This window comes from Actinomadura macrotermitis, assembly GCF_009604375.1.
Taxonomy (GTDB): Bacteria; Actinomycetota; Actinomycetes; order Streptosporangiales; family Streptosporangiaceae; genus Spirillospora; species Spirillospora macrotermitis.
The window spans coordinates 1,701,777-1,716,841 of the sequence record NZ_WEGH01000001.1 but is presented as its reverse complement, the minus strand read 5'-3'; the positions used below and the strand labels follow the sequence as shown (position 1 = coordinate 1,716,841).

The 15,065-nt window shown below is 71.9% G+C and carries 16 protein-coding genes and 1 tRNA gene; 9 read left to right on the top strand and 8 right to left on the bottom strand.

Going from position 1 to position 15,065, the window contains the following annotated elements:
• Positions 1–141: 141 nt before the first annotated feature.
• On the top strand, positions 142–957 hold the full coding sequence (locus ACRB68_RS07765; RefSeq protein ID WP_153531430.1) for an enoyl-CoA hydratase/isomerase family protein: 816 nt from the start codon (positions 142–144) through the stop codon (positions 955–957).
• An 18-nt stretch (positions 958–975) separates the two neighbouring features.
• Here the strand turns inward: ACRB68_RS07765 and ACRB68_RS07760 are convergent, their stop codons facing one another.
• The gene (locus ACRB68_RS07760) at positions 976–1,332 is read right to left on the bottom strand and encodes a hypothetical protein (RefSeq protein WP_153531429.1); all 357 of its coding nucleotides are present in this window, start codon (positions 1,330–1,332) and stop codon (positions 976–978) included.
• A 318-nt stretch (positions 1,333–1,650) separates the two neighbouring features.
• Between ACRB68_RS07760 and ACRB68_RS07755 the strand changes: the two genes are divergently transcribed.
• Together ACRB68_RS07755 and ACRB68_RS07750 are read left to right on the top strand one after the other, a co-directional pair.
• Entirely contained in the window at positions 1,651–2,223 is a 573-nt protein-coding gene (locus tag ACRB68_RS07755; RefSeq protein ID WP_328594079.1) for a M48 metallopeptidase family protein, read from the top strand.
• Positions 2,220–2,843, top strand: a complete 624-nt coding sequence (locus tag ACRB68_RS07750) for a hypothetical protein (protein ID WP_328593891.1) — start codon at positions 2,220–2,222, stop codon at positions 2,841–2,843. Before ACRB68_RS07755 ends, ACRB68_RS07750 begins: the two co-directional genes overlap by 4 nt.
• Here the strand turns inward: ACRB68_RS07750 and ACRB68_RS07745 are convergent.
• From ACRB68_RS07745 to ACRB68_RS07735, 3 genes are read right to left on the bottom strand one after another with little or no spacing between them, the layout of a single operon-like run.
• Positions 2,832–3,371 (bottom strand): NUDIX hydrolase, encoded by a 540-nt coding sequence (locus ACRB68_RS07745; protein ID WP_328593890.1) that lies wholly within the window; start codon positions 3,369–3,371, stop codon positions 2,832–2,834. The genes ACRB68_RS07750 and ACRB68_RS07745 overlap by 12 nt on opposite strands.
• Positions 3,368–3,541, bottom strand: coding sequence for a hypothetical protein (locus ACRB68_RS07740; RefSeq protein ID WP_153531427.1), 174 nt, complete (start codon positions 3,539–3,541; stop codon positions 3,368–3,370). Before ACRB68_RS07740 ends, ACRB68_RS07745 begins: the two co-directional genes overlap by 4 nt.
• On the bottom strand, positions 3,538–4,920 hold the full coding sequence (locus ACRB68_RS07735; protein ID WP_153531426.1) for a zinc-dependent metalloprotease: 1,383 nt from the start codon (positions 4,918–4,920) through the stop codon (positions 3,538–3,540). Before ACRB68_RS07735 ends, ACRB68_RS07740 begins: the two co-directional genes overlap by 4 nt.
• Before the next feature lie 89 nt (positions 4,921–5,009).
• Here ACRB68_RS07735 and ACRB68_RS07730 point away from each other — a divergent pair, with 89 nt between their 5' ends.
• Positions 5,010–6,092, top strand: a complete 1,083-nt coding sequence (locus ACRB68_RS07730) for an NAD-dependent epimerase/dehydratase family protein (protein ID WP_328593889.1) — start codon at positions 5,010–5,012, stop codon at positions 6,090–6,092.
• A 41-nt stretch (positions 6,093–6,133) separates the two neighbouring features.
• On the opposite strand, the gene ACRB68_RS07725 is transcribed toward ACRB68_RS07730, so the two are convergent.
• Positions 6,134–9,025 carry a UPF0182 family membrane protein gene (locus ACRB68_RS07725; protein WP_328593888.1) on the bottom strand — a complete coding sequence of 964 codons (2,892 nt, stop codon included), beginning with the start codon at positions 9,023–9,025 and terminating at the stop codon, positions 6,134–6,136.
• Positions 9,026–9,200: 175 nt separating this feature from the next.
• Between ACRB68_RS07725 and ACRB68_RS07720 the strand changes: the two genes are divergently transcribed.
• From ACRB68_RS07720 to ACRB68_RS07705, 4 genes are all read left to right on the top strand, one after another.
• A complete protein-coding gene (locus ACRB68_RS07720) occupies positions 9,201–9,770 on the top strand; it encodes a PPA1309 family protein (protein WP_407924280.1) in 570 nt (189 codons plus the stop codon).
• Positions 9,771–9,779: 9 nt separating this feature from the next.
• A complete protein-coding gene (locus ACRB68_RS07715; RefSeq protein ID WP_328593887.1) occupies positions 9,780–10,205 on the top strand; it encodes a molybdenum cofactor biosynthesis protein MoaE in 426 nt (141 codons plus the stop codon).
• 28 nt (positions 10,206–10,233) lie between these two features.
• A complete protein-coding gene (locus tag ACRB68_RS07710) occupies positions 10,234–11,283 on the top strand; it encodes a YlbL family protein (RefSeq protein ID WP_153531423.1) in 1,050 nt (349 codons plus the stop codon).
• 52 nt (positions 11,284–11,335) lie between these two features.
• Positions 11,336–11,412, top strand: a tRNA-Met gene (locus ACRB68_RS07705).
• Between the two features lie 231 nt (positions 11,413–11,643).
• Here the strand turns inward: ACRB68_RS07705 and ACRB68_RS42395 are convergent.
• A complete protein-coding gene (locus tag ACRB68_RS42395; RefSeq protein ID WP_328593886.1) occupies positions 11,644–12,054 on the bottom strand; it encodes a PucR family transcriptional regulator in 411 nt (136 codons plus the stop codon).
• The gene (locus ACRB68_RS41060; protein WP_235958778.1) at positions 12,047–12,505 is read right to left on the bottom strand and encodes a hypothetical protein; all 459 of its coding nucleotides are present in this window, start codon (positions 12,503–12,505) and stop codon (positions 12,047–12,049) included. Before ACRB68_RS41060 ends, ACRB68_RS42395 begins: the two co-directional genes overlap by 8 nt.
• Positions 12,506–13,434: 929 nt before the next feature.
• On the opposite strand from ACRB68_RS41060, the gene ACRB68_RS07695 reads away from it, so the two are divergent.
• Positions 13,435–13,632: a hypothetical protein gene (locus tag ACRB68_RS07695; protein WP_153531421.1), complete on the top strand. Its 198-nt coding sequence runs from the start codon at positions 13,435–13,437 to the stop codon at positions 13,630–13,632.
• A gap of 305 nt (positions 13,633–13,937) precedes the next feature.
• Here ACRB68_RS07695 and ACRB68_RS07690 read toward each other — a convergent pair whose 3' ends face one another.
• Positions 13,938–15,041 carry a PucR family transcriptional regulator gene (locus ACRB68_RS07690; protein WP_153531420.1) on the bottom strand — a complete coding sequence of 368 codons (1,104 nt, stop codon included), beginning with the start codon at positions 15,039–15,041 and terminating at the stop codon, positions 13,938–13,940.
• Positions 15,042–15,065 lie beyond the last annotated feature (24 nt).

Here is a 15,065-nt window from a genome sequence, read left to right as displayed (position 1 = left end):
GATCGGCCACCGCCACAGCGTCCGCATGAACAAAAATCCCGCCCTGTCAACGCACCGCCGCCACCTGCGCCTTTGTGGTAAGTGTGCGCTTTCTCACCCTGGCGGCGGGGCCCGGCCGGGCCGCGCGGTACGGTGCGGGCCATGTCCGATGAGCGCACCGACACCCCATCTGCGGACGTCCTGCTGGTCGACCGCCGCGACGACGGCGTCGCCGTCCTCACCCTGAACGACCCGGACCGGCGCAACGCGATGTCCGACGAGATGACGCTGGCCTGGCGGGACGCCGTCGCGGCGCTGCGCGCCGACGCCGGCCTGCGCTGCGTCGTCGTCACCGGCGCCGGCTCGGCCTTCACCTCCGGCGGCAACCTGTCATGGCTCGCCGAGAAGAACGACGTGGCGGTCCCGGTGCTGCGCGACCGGATGCTGGAGTTCTACCGGACCTGGCTGGCGATCCGCGCGCTGGAGGTGCCGACGATCGCGGCGGTGAACGGGCACGCCGTCGGCGCCGGGTTCTGCCTCGCCCTCGCCTGCGATCTGCGCTACGCCGCCGCGGACGCCAAGCTGCTGGTGCCGTTCACCGCCCTCGGCCTGCACCCGGGCATGGCCGCGACCTGGCTGCTGCCCGAGGTCGCCGGGCTGCCGCTCGCCCGCGAGCTGCTGTTCACCGGACGCGCCGTCACCGGCACCGAGGCCGCCGGGCACGGCCTGGTCAACCGGGCCGTCCCGCGCGAGCGGGTGCTGGCCGAGGCGCTGGAGGTGGCCGCCCGGATCGCCGAGCAGGCCCCGATCGCGACCCGGCTCACCAAGGTCGCGCTGTCGGGCGGCGGCCACCCCGACATGGACGCCGCCCTGCGCTGGGAGTCCCTCGCCCAGCCGGTCACCATGTCCTCGCAGGACATGCTGGAGGGCATCCGGGCCCAGCAGGAGAAGCGGCGCCCCCGCTTCACCGGGGCCTGAGCCCCCGGAAGACGGGTCTCACCAGGCGCTGACGCGTTCCCGGGACCGGCGCGCCCGCTCCCGGGAGCGGCTCATCGGGTCGCGGGTGCGGCCGATCCGCTCCGCGGCGCGGCCCATCGGCTGGCGCGACCGGCGCATCCGGGCCCGGCCCCGCAGCGCCACCGGCCCCGGCGCGTCGGCGCGGCGGCGCGCCCGCAGGCGCCCGATCTGCGACATGCCGACGCTGAGCGCGACCGGCGCGGCCACGTCGATCACCTTGGCGAGCGTGGCGGCCGGCAGGCCCAGCCGGGTGGCGGCCTTGGCGGCCACGGGCCGCATCACCCGGCTCGCCGCCCGCCCCGCGACGGCGCCGGCGACGCCGCCCGCCAGCCGCATGACCATTCCGCCGCGCCGCGCGCGACGCCTTTCCCTCTTGCGTTTGTGCACCTTAAGTCTCCCTTCGGACGTGACTCGTCACCCTACGTACCCGAATCAACGCAAAGCGAAGCCTGTCCGGCCGCCGGGTACGGCTCTGACCGCACTGGTGGAAAGCAGGTGATGTTTAAGTGGAGCCCCATTACTGGAGAGTAAAAACATCGGGTCTGACCTGCTAAAACATCAAAGGCCCCCTGTGGCCGGAGCAAATTTTTGGGTACGGTTTCAAGCGTGCCCCCTAACGTTGAGGTCCGCCGCAGTAGCAGGCGTCGGCGGACGGTGTCCGCCTACCGCGACGGGGACAAGGTCGTGGTGATGCTGCCCTCCCGGCTCAGCAAGGCCGAGGAGGAGCGGTGGATCGCGACCCTCCTCGAACGGCTCGCGGAACGCGAACGCCGCCGCCGGCCGAGCGACGCCGACCTGGAGCTGCGCGCGCGCGAGCTGTCGCGCCGCTACCTGAGCGGCCGGGCCGAGCCTGCGAGCGTCCGCTGGGTGGAGAACCAGCGCACCCGCTGGGGGTCGTGCACACCCGACGACGCCACCATCCGGCTGTCCACCCGGCTGCGCGGCATGCCCGCCTGGGTCGTCGACTACGTCCTGGTGCACGAGCTGGCGCACCTGCTCATCCCCGGCCACGGCACCGACTTCTGGGCGCTGGTCGGCAACTACCCCAAGGCCGAGCGGGCCCGCGGCTACCTGGAGGGCGTCGCCGCCACGGCGCACCTGCCGCTCGCCGAGGACGACGCCGCCGACGGCCTGGACCGCGCGGACGGCCTGCCGCGCCAGTACTCCGACGGCAAGCACCAGGAGCGGGACTTCCAGCACGGCCTGCGCCACGGGGCCGCCGGGTGAGCTCGGCCCGCTACGTGGCGGTGCTGTCCGCCGTCCCCGGCGGCGCGCACCCGCCCGGCGCCGACCCCGCGCAGTTCCGGCTCGCGCTGCTGGAGGACACCTACGAGGTCGCGGCCGGTCTGGAGCTGGTCACACCCGCGCTCGTCGTCGACCCGCCCGGCGCCCCCGAGCTGGAGGCGATCACCTGGCCGGGCACCCCGATCGTCCGCGAGCGCACGCCGCCCGGCGCGTTCGCCGCCCTGCACGCCCTCGGCGCGACCGAGGCGGTGCTGCTGGCCGGGGACGCGCCCGACCTGCCGCCGCTGCTGATCGGCAAGCTCTTCCGCGCCCTCGGCAACGCCCCCGCGGCGGCCTGCCAGGCGCACGACGGCGGCCTGGTCGCCCTCGCCGCCCACTTGCCGCTCCCGTCCTGGCTGGCCACCGCCCTGGACGAGACCGATCTGGACACCCCCGACGCGCTGGCCCGGCTGCGCGCCGCCGCGCCGAGGCCCGGCTCGGTGCCGCAAGGCCCCGCCTGGCACCGGCTGCGCACCCCCGCCGACCTGCGCCTGCTCGACCCCGGCCTGGAGGGCTGGGAGAACACGCGCGCCGTGCTGGAAGGCCAGCCGCTACCGCGTTAGCGCCGCCGCGCGGGTGACGAGACGGCGCAGGGCGTCGTCGGTCGGCTCCGGCAGCGCGTCCACCGGGAACCAGCGCAGGTCGTCGGACTCGTCACTGATCACGTGCCGGGCGCCCGGCGGGGCATAGGCCACGTACTGGACGTCCAGATGCCACGACCCGCCCGGATGACACGGCACCCGGTGCCGGTCGAGCGCGACCGGCACCGGATCCAGCCGCAGCCCCGCGATGCCCGACTCCTCGGTGGCCTCGCGCAGCGCGGCCGCCGCGAGCGTCGCGTCGCCCGGCTCGCAGTGCCCGCCGAGCTGCAGCCATGCCTTCAGCTTGCGGTGCAGCGTCAGCAGGACCCGCGTCCCGTCGTCGCTCAGCACGGCGGCGCTGGCGGTGATGTGCCCCGGGACGCATGCACGCCACGTCCCGTCGGCGTGCCCGGCCAGGTGCTCCAGGAACCCGCGCCGGACCGCGTCCTGCGCGGCGTCCGGCGCGGGCCACTCCCGCAGCACCCGGACCGCGTCGGCGTGCAGCGTCACAGGCGGCCGACGCGCGGGTAGCGCGAGCCCGCCGCGCGGCGGCGCCGCTCCTGGTCGCTCGGCCGCTCCCAGCACAGCCCGGACCGGCCCGCGCGGCGGCGCAGCGCCGTGGCGGCCGCGCCGTGCTCGAACCGGCAGCCGTTGACGTGGGACTCCGGCCGGATCCTCACGGCCGCTTCCCCGTGTCGTCGCCGGCGTCCCCGCCGTCGTCGGGCTTCTCGGCGCCCTTGTCGTCCGCCGCGTCGTCCTGGACCGCGGTCAGCGAGGAGATGTCCAGGTCCGACAGGCCCTCGCCGCCGTGCACGAACGCGTCGGGATTCTCCAGATCGTCCGCGGTCGGCAGCAGGTCGGGGTGCTCCCACAGCGCGTCCCGGCCGGAGGCCTCGCGCGTCTCGGTCAGGCTGCGCCACAGCGCCGCGGCCTCGCGCAGCCGCCGCGGCCGCAGCTCCAGCCCGACCAGCGTGGCGAAGGTACGCTCGGCCGGCCCGCCGGTGGCGCGGCGCCGCCGCACCGCCTCGCCCAGCTTCACCGAGCTCGGCAGCCGCTCCTGCGCGACCTGGCCGACGACCGTGTCGACCCAGCCCTCGACGAGGGCCAGCGCCGTCTCCAGCCGGGCCAGCGCCGCCTTCTGCTGCGGCGTCTCCTCCGGCTGCAGCGAGATCTCGCCGCCGAGCGCCTGCTGCAGCGCCTCGGGGTCGGCCAGGTCCAGGCCCTGGACGGCCTCCTCGATGCCCGACAGGTCGACGGTGATGCCGCGCGCGTAGTCCTCGACCGCGCCCAGCAGGTGCGCGCGCAGCCACGGGACGTGCGCGAACAGCCGCTGGTGGGCGGCCTCGCGCAGCGCCAGGTACAGCCGGACCTCGTCCTCGGCGACCTCCAGGCCCTTGCCGAACTCCTCGACGCCCGCCGGCAGCAGCGCGCCCGCGCCGTCCGGGGCGAGCGGCAGCCCGACGTCGGCCGAGCCGACGACCTCGCGGGCCAGCGCGCCGAGCGCCTGCCCGGCCTGCCCGGCGACCATCGCGCCGGCCATCTGCTGCACCATGCCGATCAGCGGACCGGCCATCGCCTGCATCTCGGCGGGCAGCTCACCGCCGCCGAGCCCGGCGCCGCCGAGCGCGCCGCCCATCGACTCGACCATGCGCGCCGCGATCGGGTCGCACACCTTGGCCCACACCGGCAGCGTCTGCTCGATCCACTCCGAGCGGCTCCACGCCTGCGGGGAGCGGATGCCCGCCGGCAGCGTGGTCCCCTCGTCCAGCCACAGGTCGGCCAGCCGCAGCGCCTCGGTCACCTGGCGCCGCTCGGCGTCCACGATGGAGGGGTCGCCCTGCTCGACCACCGTGTGGCGGGCGATGTCGCGGGCCATGTCCCAGTTCACCGGGCCGCCGCCGGGGCCGCCGGTGCCCTGGCCGCCGATCATGTCGGCGAAGCGGTGCAGCATGTCGGCGAACTGCCGCATGTCGCCGCCGCCCATGGCCGCGAAGGGGTCCTTGGGCTTGTCGTCGTCTCCGTCGCCCGGACGGTTGAACCCGAAGGGATTGTCACTCATCGGTTTGCCCCTGGGATGCATGATGGGCTCATATCCGCAACGTTAGCCGGTCCCGGCGAGGTCGCGTACACAAGGAAGGGGGCACCCCCGTGGCAACGGGCAAGGTTCGCCCTCGGCGTAGCAAGGGCCCGGTCGTCGCCGTCACCGGGGCGGCCACCGGGGCGGGACGGCTGCTGGCCGCCCGGCTCGCCGAGCGCCAGGACGTCCGCAAGGTCGTCGCCATCGACGCGCAGCGCGGCGACGTGCCGGGGGTGACCTGGCGCGTGGTCGACATCCGCGACCCGCTGCTGAGCAACCGGCTGTCGGACGTGGACGTGCTCGTCCACCTGGACATCGCCCGCTCGCCCGACCTGGACCCGCGCGAGCGCCGCACCCACAACGTGCGCGGCGCGCAGACCGTCGTGCTCGCCGGCGCCGCGGCCCGGGTGCGCCGCGTCGTCCTGGTGACCAGTGCCATGGTCTACGGGGCGCGCCCGGACAACCCGGTGCCGCTCGCCGAGGACGCGCCGCTGCGCGCCGAGGCCGACGAGAGCATCGCCGGCGACCACCTGGAGATCGAGGAGCTGGCCGCCAACGCGCCCGCGGTGCACCCCGGCCTGGACGTCACCGTGGTGCGCCCCGCCGCGCTGGTCGGCCCCGGCGTCGACACCGTGATCACCCGGCACTTCGAGGCGCCCCGGCTGCTGTCGGTCAAGGGCAGCGCGCCCGCCTGGCAGTTCTGCCACATCGAGGACCTGGCCGCGGCGCTGGAGGTCGTGGTGGCCGAGGACGTGCGCGGCCCGCTCGGCGTCGGCTGCGCCGGCTGGCTCGGCGCCGAGGAGGTCGCCCAGATCACCGGGCGGCGCCGGTTCGAGCTGCCCGCCGCGCTCACCTTCGGCATGGCGCAGCGGCTGCACCGGCTCGGCATGACCCCGGCGCCCGCCACCGACCTGCACTACGCCGCCTACCCGTGGGTGGTGGACGGCGCCCGGCTGCGCGACGCCGGCTGGAAGCCGCGCTACGACAACGCCGCCGCGCTGCGGGTGCTGATGGAGGAGGGCGCCGGGCGGCACGCCGTCGCCGGCCGCCGCGTCGGCGGCAAGGAGGCCACCATGGCGACGGCCGCGGGCGCGACCGTCGCGGCGATCGGCGCGGCCGCCGCGATCCGCCGCGCCCGCAAGCGCCGCCGCTGATCCATGCAGGCCCGCCCGGCCGCCGGGCGGGCCCGCACCGATCAGTTCGTCTTCGAGGCGCTCGGGCTCGGCGAGGCCGACGGCGCCGGCGACGCGGGCGCCTTGGCCGCGGCGTCGCGGGCCGCGGCCAGCGCCTTCTGCGCCTCCTCGATGCGCTTCCACGCGTCGCCCATCGCCGTGTAGTCGCTCTTGCTCTGCGCGGTCTTGAAGTCGGCCAGCGCCTTGTTCAGGTCGTCGATGGCCTGCTGCAGCTGCGGGGACACCGCGCCCGGCCGGCCCTGCTCACCGGGCTTCGGCGCCGCGGACAGATCGCCCTGGAAGAGCTGCTTGAGCGCCGCGTCCAGGGTCTTGGCGACCGCGACCTCGTTGCCGTTGCCGTACTTCACCAGCACCTGCTGCAGCGTCGGATAGGGCGTCGCGTTGCTCTGCGTGCTCTGCGCGAACACCGGCTCCACGTACAGCAGGCCGCCCGCGAACGGCAGCGTCAGCAGGTTCCCCAGCTTGGTCTCGGTCCCCGTGCCACGCTGCGGGAACAGCACCGTCTTGACGGCGTTGTTGGACTCGAACGCGTTCTGCACCTGGCCCGGCCCCTGCGGCCGCGCCTGCTCCGCGCTCGGCATCTCCAGCAGCCGCAGCTTCCCGTAGCCCGCGCGGGGACGGCCCGCGTCGTCGGTGGGCGCCGAGTCGGCCGCCAGGAACGCCGCCAGGAACCGCTGGTTGCGCGGGGTGAACGTCGAGGTCAGCGAGAAGCGCGGGGCGTCGTCCTGCGGGGCGGCGCCCGCCTCCTTCGGCAGCCGCAGCGTCAGGTAGTACGGCGGCTGCGTCTTGCCCTTGTTCACCGGGTTGGGGTCCTCGGGGACGTCCCAGAAGCCCTGCCCGTTGTAGAAGGAGTCGGCCTGCGTCACGTGGTACTTGGCCAGGATGCGCCGCTGCACCTTGAACAGGTCCTCGGGGTAGCGCAGATGGCCGAGCAGGCCGGCCGGGATCGCCGACTTCGGCTGGACGGTGCCCTTGAACACCTTCATCCAGGTCTTGGCGACCGGGTCGTCCTCGTCCCACTGGTAGAGCCTGACCGTGCCGTCGTAGGCGTCCACCGTCGCCTTGATCGAGTTGCGCAGGTAGTTGACGTGCTGGTCGGACTGGCGGGCCACCGCCGAGCGGGTGTCGGTGATGGTGTCGCGGGTGGCGTCCTTCAGCCCGACCGTCTCGGCGTAGGGGTAGCCGCTGGAGGTGGTGTAGCCGTCCACCACCCACAGGATCCGGCCGTCGACGACGGTGGGGTAGGGGTTGCCGTCCAGCGTCAGCCACGGCGCGGCGCGCTGCACCATCTGCCGCGGCGTCCGGTTGTACAGGATGCGGGCCTTCTTCTTGATGGCGCCCGACAGCAGCAGGTTCTTGTCCTGGAACCTCGCCGCGAACATCAGCTTGTTGAAGAACGAGTCGATCGGCACGCCGCCGCTGCCGGAGTAGGTCGTGTCGGCCTGCTCGCCCGCGCTGCCCTTGGGGAAGTCCAGCTCCCGCTGCCCCTCGCCGCCGACGATCGAGTAGTGCGCCGACCGCTCCCCGAAGTAGATCTGCGGGCGGGTGACGGCGGGCGAGCCGTCCTGCCGCTGCGGGACGTCGCTCTGCAGGAACAGCGGCTTGTCGGCGTCCAGGGTGTCGCCGGAGGCCCGCACGAACCCGTACCCGTGCGTGTAGATCAGCCGGTCCTTGACCCAGCCCTTCTGGTCGCTGGGCGCCCCCGACAGCTCGCGGACCGCGACCACCGAGTCCTCGGTGCGGCCCTGGCTCCGGTAGCGGTCCACGTCCAGGGTGTCGGGGAACCGGTAGAACTCGCGGAACTGCTGGAGCTGCTGGAACGTCGGGCCGACCACGGTCGGGTCGAGCAGCCGCACGCCCGTCAGGTTCTTCTTCTCGGCGTTCAGCTTGGCCGCGTTCCTCTCGGGCGTCGCGCCGTAGGGCTCGGGCCTGACGTCCTGCACCCCGTACGCGGCGCGGGTCGCGTCGATGTTGCGCTGGATGTAGCGGCGCTCCTTGGCCAACTCGTCCGGCCGCACCTGGAACTGCTGGATCAGCAGCGGGTACAGGCCGCCGAGCAGCACCGCCGACAGCACCAGCAGGATCAGCGCGACGCCCGGCAGCATCATGCCGCGCCGCACGATGTTGCCGAAGAACATCACCACGCAGATGAGCGCGATGACCGCCAGGATCGTCTTGGCGGGCAGCAGCGCGTTGACGTCGGTATAGGACGCGCCCGTCGTGACGCCCCGCTCGGAGTGCACCAGGCCGTACCGGTCGAACCAGTAGGCGAACGCCTTCAGCAGCACGAACAGGCCGACCAGCACCGACAGGTGCGCGCGCGCCGCCGGACTGGCCTTGTCGCCCGCGCCCTGGATCCGCAGCCCTCCGTACAGGTAATGCACCATTGCCGCGGCCAGGATCGACAGGATCGCGGTCGCGAACACCACGCCGAGGACCAGCCGCAGGAACGGATAGGTGAAGACGTAGAACGAGATGTCCTTGTGGAACTGGGGATCGACCTGCCCGAACGGCGTCCGGTTGAGAAAAGCGAGCCACACCTGCCACCGGCCCGACACCGACGAGCCCGTCAGCACCGCCAGCAGGCCGAGCGACACCACCGTGATCAGCCGGCGGCGGGGGTCGATGACCTCCCGGTACCGTTCCAGCCCCCGCTGCTCGACCGACAGCGGCCGGTAGGCCGGCCGCAGCCGGTAGGCGATCACCACGTTCGCGCCCACGACCAGGGCCATCAGCAGCCCCGCCCCGGCGAACAGCACCGTCCGCGCCAGCAGCCGCGTCGTGTACACCGAGCTGAAGCCGACCGAGCGGTACCAGAGCAGGTCCGTCCAGATCGCGGTGAACACCATGAAGGCGATGAGCAGCACCGCCAGTGTCACCAGGACCGGAAGCACCGGCCTGTTCCGCCCGCCGCCCAGCCGGCGCCCGATTCCGGGAGTCCGGAAGGTCAAGGGCCCCTCCGTTCATGGTCGCGCCCACCGGCGGCCCGCCGGTGCTGTGTATGCAACTTATCGAGTTGGCGGGGGGTTCCCGCATTTCCCCGCCCCGGTTACGGGAAAGATGGTCTTCGTGAGCCTTCTGGAAGAAGTCGTACTCGACCTTGAACGTCATTCCGCGCAGGAGGGCTGGGACGCGCCGCCGCGCCTGTACGCCCTCGTGCGCAGTTCCGAGCTGCGCCAGGCCGAGCCCGAGCTCGCCGCCGAGCTCGGGCTGACCGGCGACGCCGACACCCTCGCCGCGCTGGAGCAGCCCGGCCTGCCCCCCGAGGCCGCGGTGGAGGAGGCGCTCGCCGCCATCGCCTGGCCCGACGCCGTCGCCGGCTGCGCGCTGGTGATCGAGCGGGTCGTGCTGCCGCCCGAGGCCGAGGAGGAGATCCCCGAGGACGAGGGCGAGGCCGCCGCCTGGGCCGCGGCCCACCCGCTGCGCGAGGACGTGCGGATGGTCGTCGGGGTGCTGCGCGACGGCGCCCGCCACTCCGCGCTGCGGCTGCGCCGCCACGACGCCGACGACGAGGTCCTGGTCGGACCCGACCTGGTGCCCGCGCTGGCCGAGGCGCTCGCCGCCACCCTCGAGCCCGACGAGCCGGTGATCGACCACGCGCACGGGCCCATCGACGGGCATGTCCCCGGCGCCGGGTAGCCTGCGCGTGTGAGCGAGGTCATCAAACTGGTCGGCGTCCGCGACACCCCGCTGTCGGTCGACGAGGTCTTCCAGGCCGCCTGCGACCCGGGCGCGGGCGGCACCACCGTGTTCGTCGGCACCGTCCGCGACTCCGACCACGCGCGGGCCGTCCGCCGCCTGTCCTACAGCGCGCACCCGACCGTCGAGCAGGAGCTGCGCCGGGTGATGGAGAAGGTGGCGGCGGACTTCCCGGTCAAGGCGCTGGCCGCGGTGCACCGCGTCGGCGACCTGGAGATCGGCGACCTCGCCGTGGTCGTCGCGGCGTCCTGCCCGCACCGCGGCGAGGCGTTCCAGGCGTGCCGGCGGCTCATCGACGACCTCAAGGCGCAGGTGCCGATCTGGAAGCACCAGCTTTTCGCCGACGGCGGGGACGAGTGGGTCGGCGCCTGCTGAAGGCCCGATTGCGCATAGAGTCTCCGGCATGTCTCGTCGTGCCGTCACGCTCACGCTCGCGAGCGTGCTCGTCCTCGTCTTCGCCCTGGCGGGCTCGTTCATGCCGGTGCCCTACGTCGCGCTGATGCCGGGGCCGACGAGCAACACCCTCGGGGTGAACGACAAGCACGAGCCGCTCATCAAGATCGACGGGCGGCAGGTCTACCCCGCGACCGGGCACCTGAACTTCACCACGGTCACCTACCGGGGCGGGCCGGGCAACCGCATCGACCTGTTCACCGCGCTGCGCGGCTGGATCGAGGACGACGTCGCGATCGTCCCCGAGGAGACGCTGTTCCCCAAGAACGAGTCGGCCAAGCAGGTCGACGAGGAGAACACCCGCCAGATGCGCGACTCGCAGCAGAACGCCGAGGCGGCGGCGCTGCAGGAGCTGAAGATCCCGATCGCCACCCAGGTCGTCGTCGACGCGGTGCAGAAGGGCAAGCCCGCCGACGGCAAGGTCAGGCCCGGCGACGAGGTCCTCGGCGTCGACGGCGCCAAGGTCACCGGCGTCGGCCAGGTCACCGAGTCGATGGCGCGCCGCAAGCCGGGCGCCGCCGTCGCGCTCGCCGTGCGCCGCGACGGCAAGGAGGAGAAGATCCCCCTCACCACCGTCGCGTCCGCCGACGGCAAGCGCGCGGTGATCGGCATCGTCCTCGGCGAGCAGTACAAGTTCCCCTTCAAGATCGACATCAGCGTCGGCGACGTCGGCGGCCCCTCCGCGGGCCTGATGTTCTCCCTCGCCATCGTCGACAAGCTCACCCCGGGCTCCCTCACCGGCGGCCGCTTCATCGCCGGCACCGGCACCATCACCCCCGACGGCAAGGTCGGCCCCATCGGCGGCATCCAGCAGAAGATGGTCGCCGCCCGCCGCGCCGGCGCCACCGTCTTCATGACCCCCGCCGACAACTGCGCCGACGCCCTCGCCGCCAAGCCCGACGGCCTGCGCCTCATCCGCGCCGACACCCTGCACAACGCCCGCCAAGCCCTGGAGGACCTCCAGGCGAACAAGCCGGTCCCCGCCTGCACCAAGGGCTGACCTGCAATCGGTTTGCGTAACTCCAGACCACCCCATACAGTTAAGACATCGCCGCGGGGTGGAGCAGTTCGGTAGCTCGCTGGGCTCATAACCCAGAGGTCGCAGGTTCAAATCCTGCCCCCGCTACCAGGTAAAGGTCCGTCTGGTCGCAAGCTGTGCTTGCTCCCAGGCGGACCTTTTCGCATTTCACCCGGGGGGACGACCCCCCGGAGCCCCCCGATGTGGGGGCTCCGCCCCCACGCCCCCCACGTTGGCTGGGCTTCCCGGTTTCCGTGCGGATAGAGCCTGGTTTGGGTTCGGGCATTGCTCTCGCCTTTGGCTTCGGCAACGTGGGGCTTCGCCCCTACATTTCTCCGGCGCTCACGGAGGGTTGAGGTGGGGGGACAGGGTGAGGCCTGTCAGGGCCTCGATTCTGTGCAGGCGGTGGTAGAGGGTCTGGCGGTGGATGCCCAGGGCCGCGGCCGTGGTCTGGACGCTGCCCGCGTGGTCCAGGAAGAGGCGGGCGGTGGCGGCCAGGTCGGGGTGGTGCAGCAGGGTCTCGATGCCGGGGGTCAGCGTGGCCTGGGCCAGGGCCTCGTCGCCTGCGCAGCGCAGGAGGCGCAGGGCGCCCAGGGACGACCAACTTGGCCCCCAAGCCCATGGGAGGGGCTCGGGGACCCTGAGGAGGCTTCTTCTCAGCTCCGTCCGGGCCGGACGGCAGGCCGCCCCCCCCTCAAGCGAACTCGTCCCGATCGAAGAGGGCCCAGGAGAGCAGGAAGGGCGATCAGTCACATACGACGCGGAAGCTGGTTGCCTTGTTGTCGTTTGTAGCTCCCACGAAGGGAGAACTGGAACCGGACCCGTTCCCCATGTACCACAGGAGTGCCCCGCTGGAGTTGAAGACGGTTCCTTGGCAGTACTTGTCAGTGAACGTCCAGGAGGTGGCCTTATAGGCAAACCCCCATGTCGCCAGGCTCTGTTTCGGCGACCCGGAAGCGGTCGGAATCTTGCTCAGGTCGATGGCGATCTTGCTGCCACCGTAGTCCCGTTCGGAGTAGAAACAGACCCACCCGAGACCGTAGGGCTCGACCGGGGTCGGGCATCCGTTCACAGTACTCGCCGCCGTACGAGCCGACGAGGCCGCTTCGGCCACAGCGCCGTATGTCGTCGACAAGGACAGGAGGCAAGGCATTGCCAGAGCAGCAGTAAACCTGAGCACTCGATTAGGCATCTTAAACTCCATCTGCGTTCCTCGCTATTTTTTGCGTTGACGGGACTTTGAGGTCTTATCGACCTATATAATCTCGTCGTGAATTGGGCACTGAAAAATTCGCAGGTCAGATTTCGGTGACGGCCCTATTGCCCTTCGAGGCCTCTTCGGCCTCTAGGCAATTATCATGTACGGCATTTTTCCGGGTCACTCTTCCGCCAGCTCACACTGGCGACCCAGGATCTCGTACAAAGTCCGACAGGGCCCCTGTTGTCGCAGTGCCGTGCTGAGGATCGATTGAGATTTCATCATTCCCCTACATGGATTAACGAGTGGCGGTTGGGGGTCCCGCCACTTCACCGGAGCCGTCTGACGCTGATCTTGGCAATGATGGAAGAGGTTGTAAAGATCGTTTAGTGCAACGTTTCGTTACTCTCTGTCATCAAGGCAGTTGATGGCTTCTGTTGGGGGGGTGAAATATTCTGATCTGCTGCAGTGGGCCTGCGCCCGCAGTGGTTCCGTTCCATCCCGGTCATGCTGGTCACGTGGACGTCGCAATGCGCATGCGTGATAACAAGCCTCTGCTGATGTGTTCCTGCATGTCATGACCTGGTAGTCGAGCCACGTTCGGTGGTGTGCGACCGATGATGGGCGGTCGCGGCGGAAGGTCCGGCACGGCGTGGGCGGCTGTCGTCGACTCGCGCTGGCTTGCGCCGGCTCCGCCTCGAAGTTCCGTCGTCGCCAAGTCGCGACCGTGAACACCTCACTTCATGTGAACACAACGGTCCTGCTGAACGGGTTCATCTGATGGGCGAGAAGTACCAACACCTGTGCGCTGAGTTGGCTGGTCGGCTGCCTGAGCCGTGAGGCGTTCCATCCGAAGGGCGCGGGGACCGCAGGTTATGCTGGCGTCATGCGAACGCGACTCGGTCAGATCGATTATCCCTGATCATGATGTGGTGATGAGCGAGAGGCAAACGCCGAATCGTCGACGGCTCATGGGAGGACGTCTCGTTTTTCGGGGCCTTCTGGGCATCGGCGGATTGGTGTTTGCCATCGCGCTCGTGCTGGGCGATCTGGTGTTGTGGTGGTTGGCGACCGGGCTGCCCGAGGGGCAGGGACGGGCGGATCGGAAATCCGATGAGGTCCTGCGCGCTTAGCCGACAAGTCGGTCGATGACCTGCGCACGGCCGCCGCAGATGGGACCCTCACCCGTGCCGAGGTGAGCAGGGTCGTGAAGTTCTGGCGGGCCGGACGCCGCGATGGCCGCCTCGTGATCGAGGGTCTCTTCATTTCGAGTACAGCGAGTCCGCACATCTGCGTCCGCTATACGTTCAGTTTGCCGCTCGGCGCTTCCGGTGTTGTCACCCTTGAGGACCTTCCGCCGGATCGGGAACCGTGCCGGAGTCTGCGTAGTCCTGTTCCCGGCCCCACCGGCAACGGCCCGCTTTGATCGAGCGTGGTCTTAGGAGGTGTTGAAGTGGGGGGACAGGGTGAGGGCCAGGTGGAGGGTGAGGCGGTCTTGGCCGGTTGACAGGGTGAGGCCTGTCAGGGCCTCGATTCTGTGCAGGCGGTGGTAGAGGGTCTGGCGGTGGATGCCCAGGGCCGCGGCCGTGGTCTGGACGCTGCCCGCGTGGTCCAGGAAGAGGCGGGCGGTGGCGGCCAGGTCGGGGTGGCGCAGCAGGGACTCGATGCCGGGGGTCAGCGTGGCCTGGGCCAGGGCCTCGTCGCCTGCGCAGCGCAGGAGGCGCAGGGCGCCCAGGGACGACCAGTCGCGGGTTTCGCCGGGCGCGGCCACGCGGGCGGCGACGCGGGCGCGCAGCCAGCCTTCGCGGACCTCGGCCAGGGAGTCGCAGGGCGTGTAGAGGCCGGCGGCCACCGGGGCCGGGCTGCGGTCCTGCAGGACGCGGCGGGCGCGGTCGACGGCGGCGAGCGGGGAGGCCGCCGTCGTCACCAGGACGTGGTCGCCCTCCCAGACGGTGGTGAGGATCGCGCGGGGCAGCAGCCACGGGTTCAGGGGCTGCGGGCCGGGGCCGGCGGAGTGCAGGACGGCGACCGCGAGGGGCGCCGTCAGGGCGCCGTGCTCGGCGAGCTCGTCGGCGGCCTGGGCGCGCACGTCGGCCTGGGCCGACAGCAGGTCGGCCAGTTTCCAGCCGAGGTCGTCGCGCTCGCGGGCCTGGCGGGCCATGAGCAGGCCCGCGCGTTCGCAGAGGGGCGCCGCCTGGGCGATCTGGGCGGCGCCGATGCGCTCGTCGTCGTCCAGCAGCCACAGGTAGCCGTAGGTGACGTTGTTCCAGCGGACGGGCAGGCAGAGGCGGCCGAGCAGGCCCGCGTCGTGGTCGGCGGGGATGCGGACCGGGCCGGTGGCGCGGGCGATGCCGTGCTTCTCGAAGCGCAGCCGGACGGCGTCGGTGGCGCGCCGGTGCAGGATCGAGTCGAGCCGGACCGGGTCGATGGTGTCGCCGTGCGCGGCGTAGCCGACCAGGTGGAAGTCGCGGTCCTCCAGCGTCGCCGGCGCGCCGAGCAGGTCCGCGGCCTCCTCGACGAGGTCCTGCAGGTCGCGCGGCATGGCGGCTCCTGTGACACATGTATG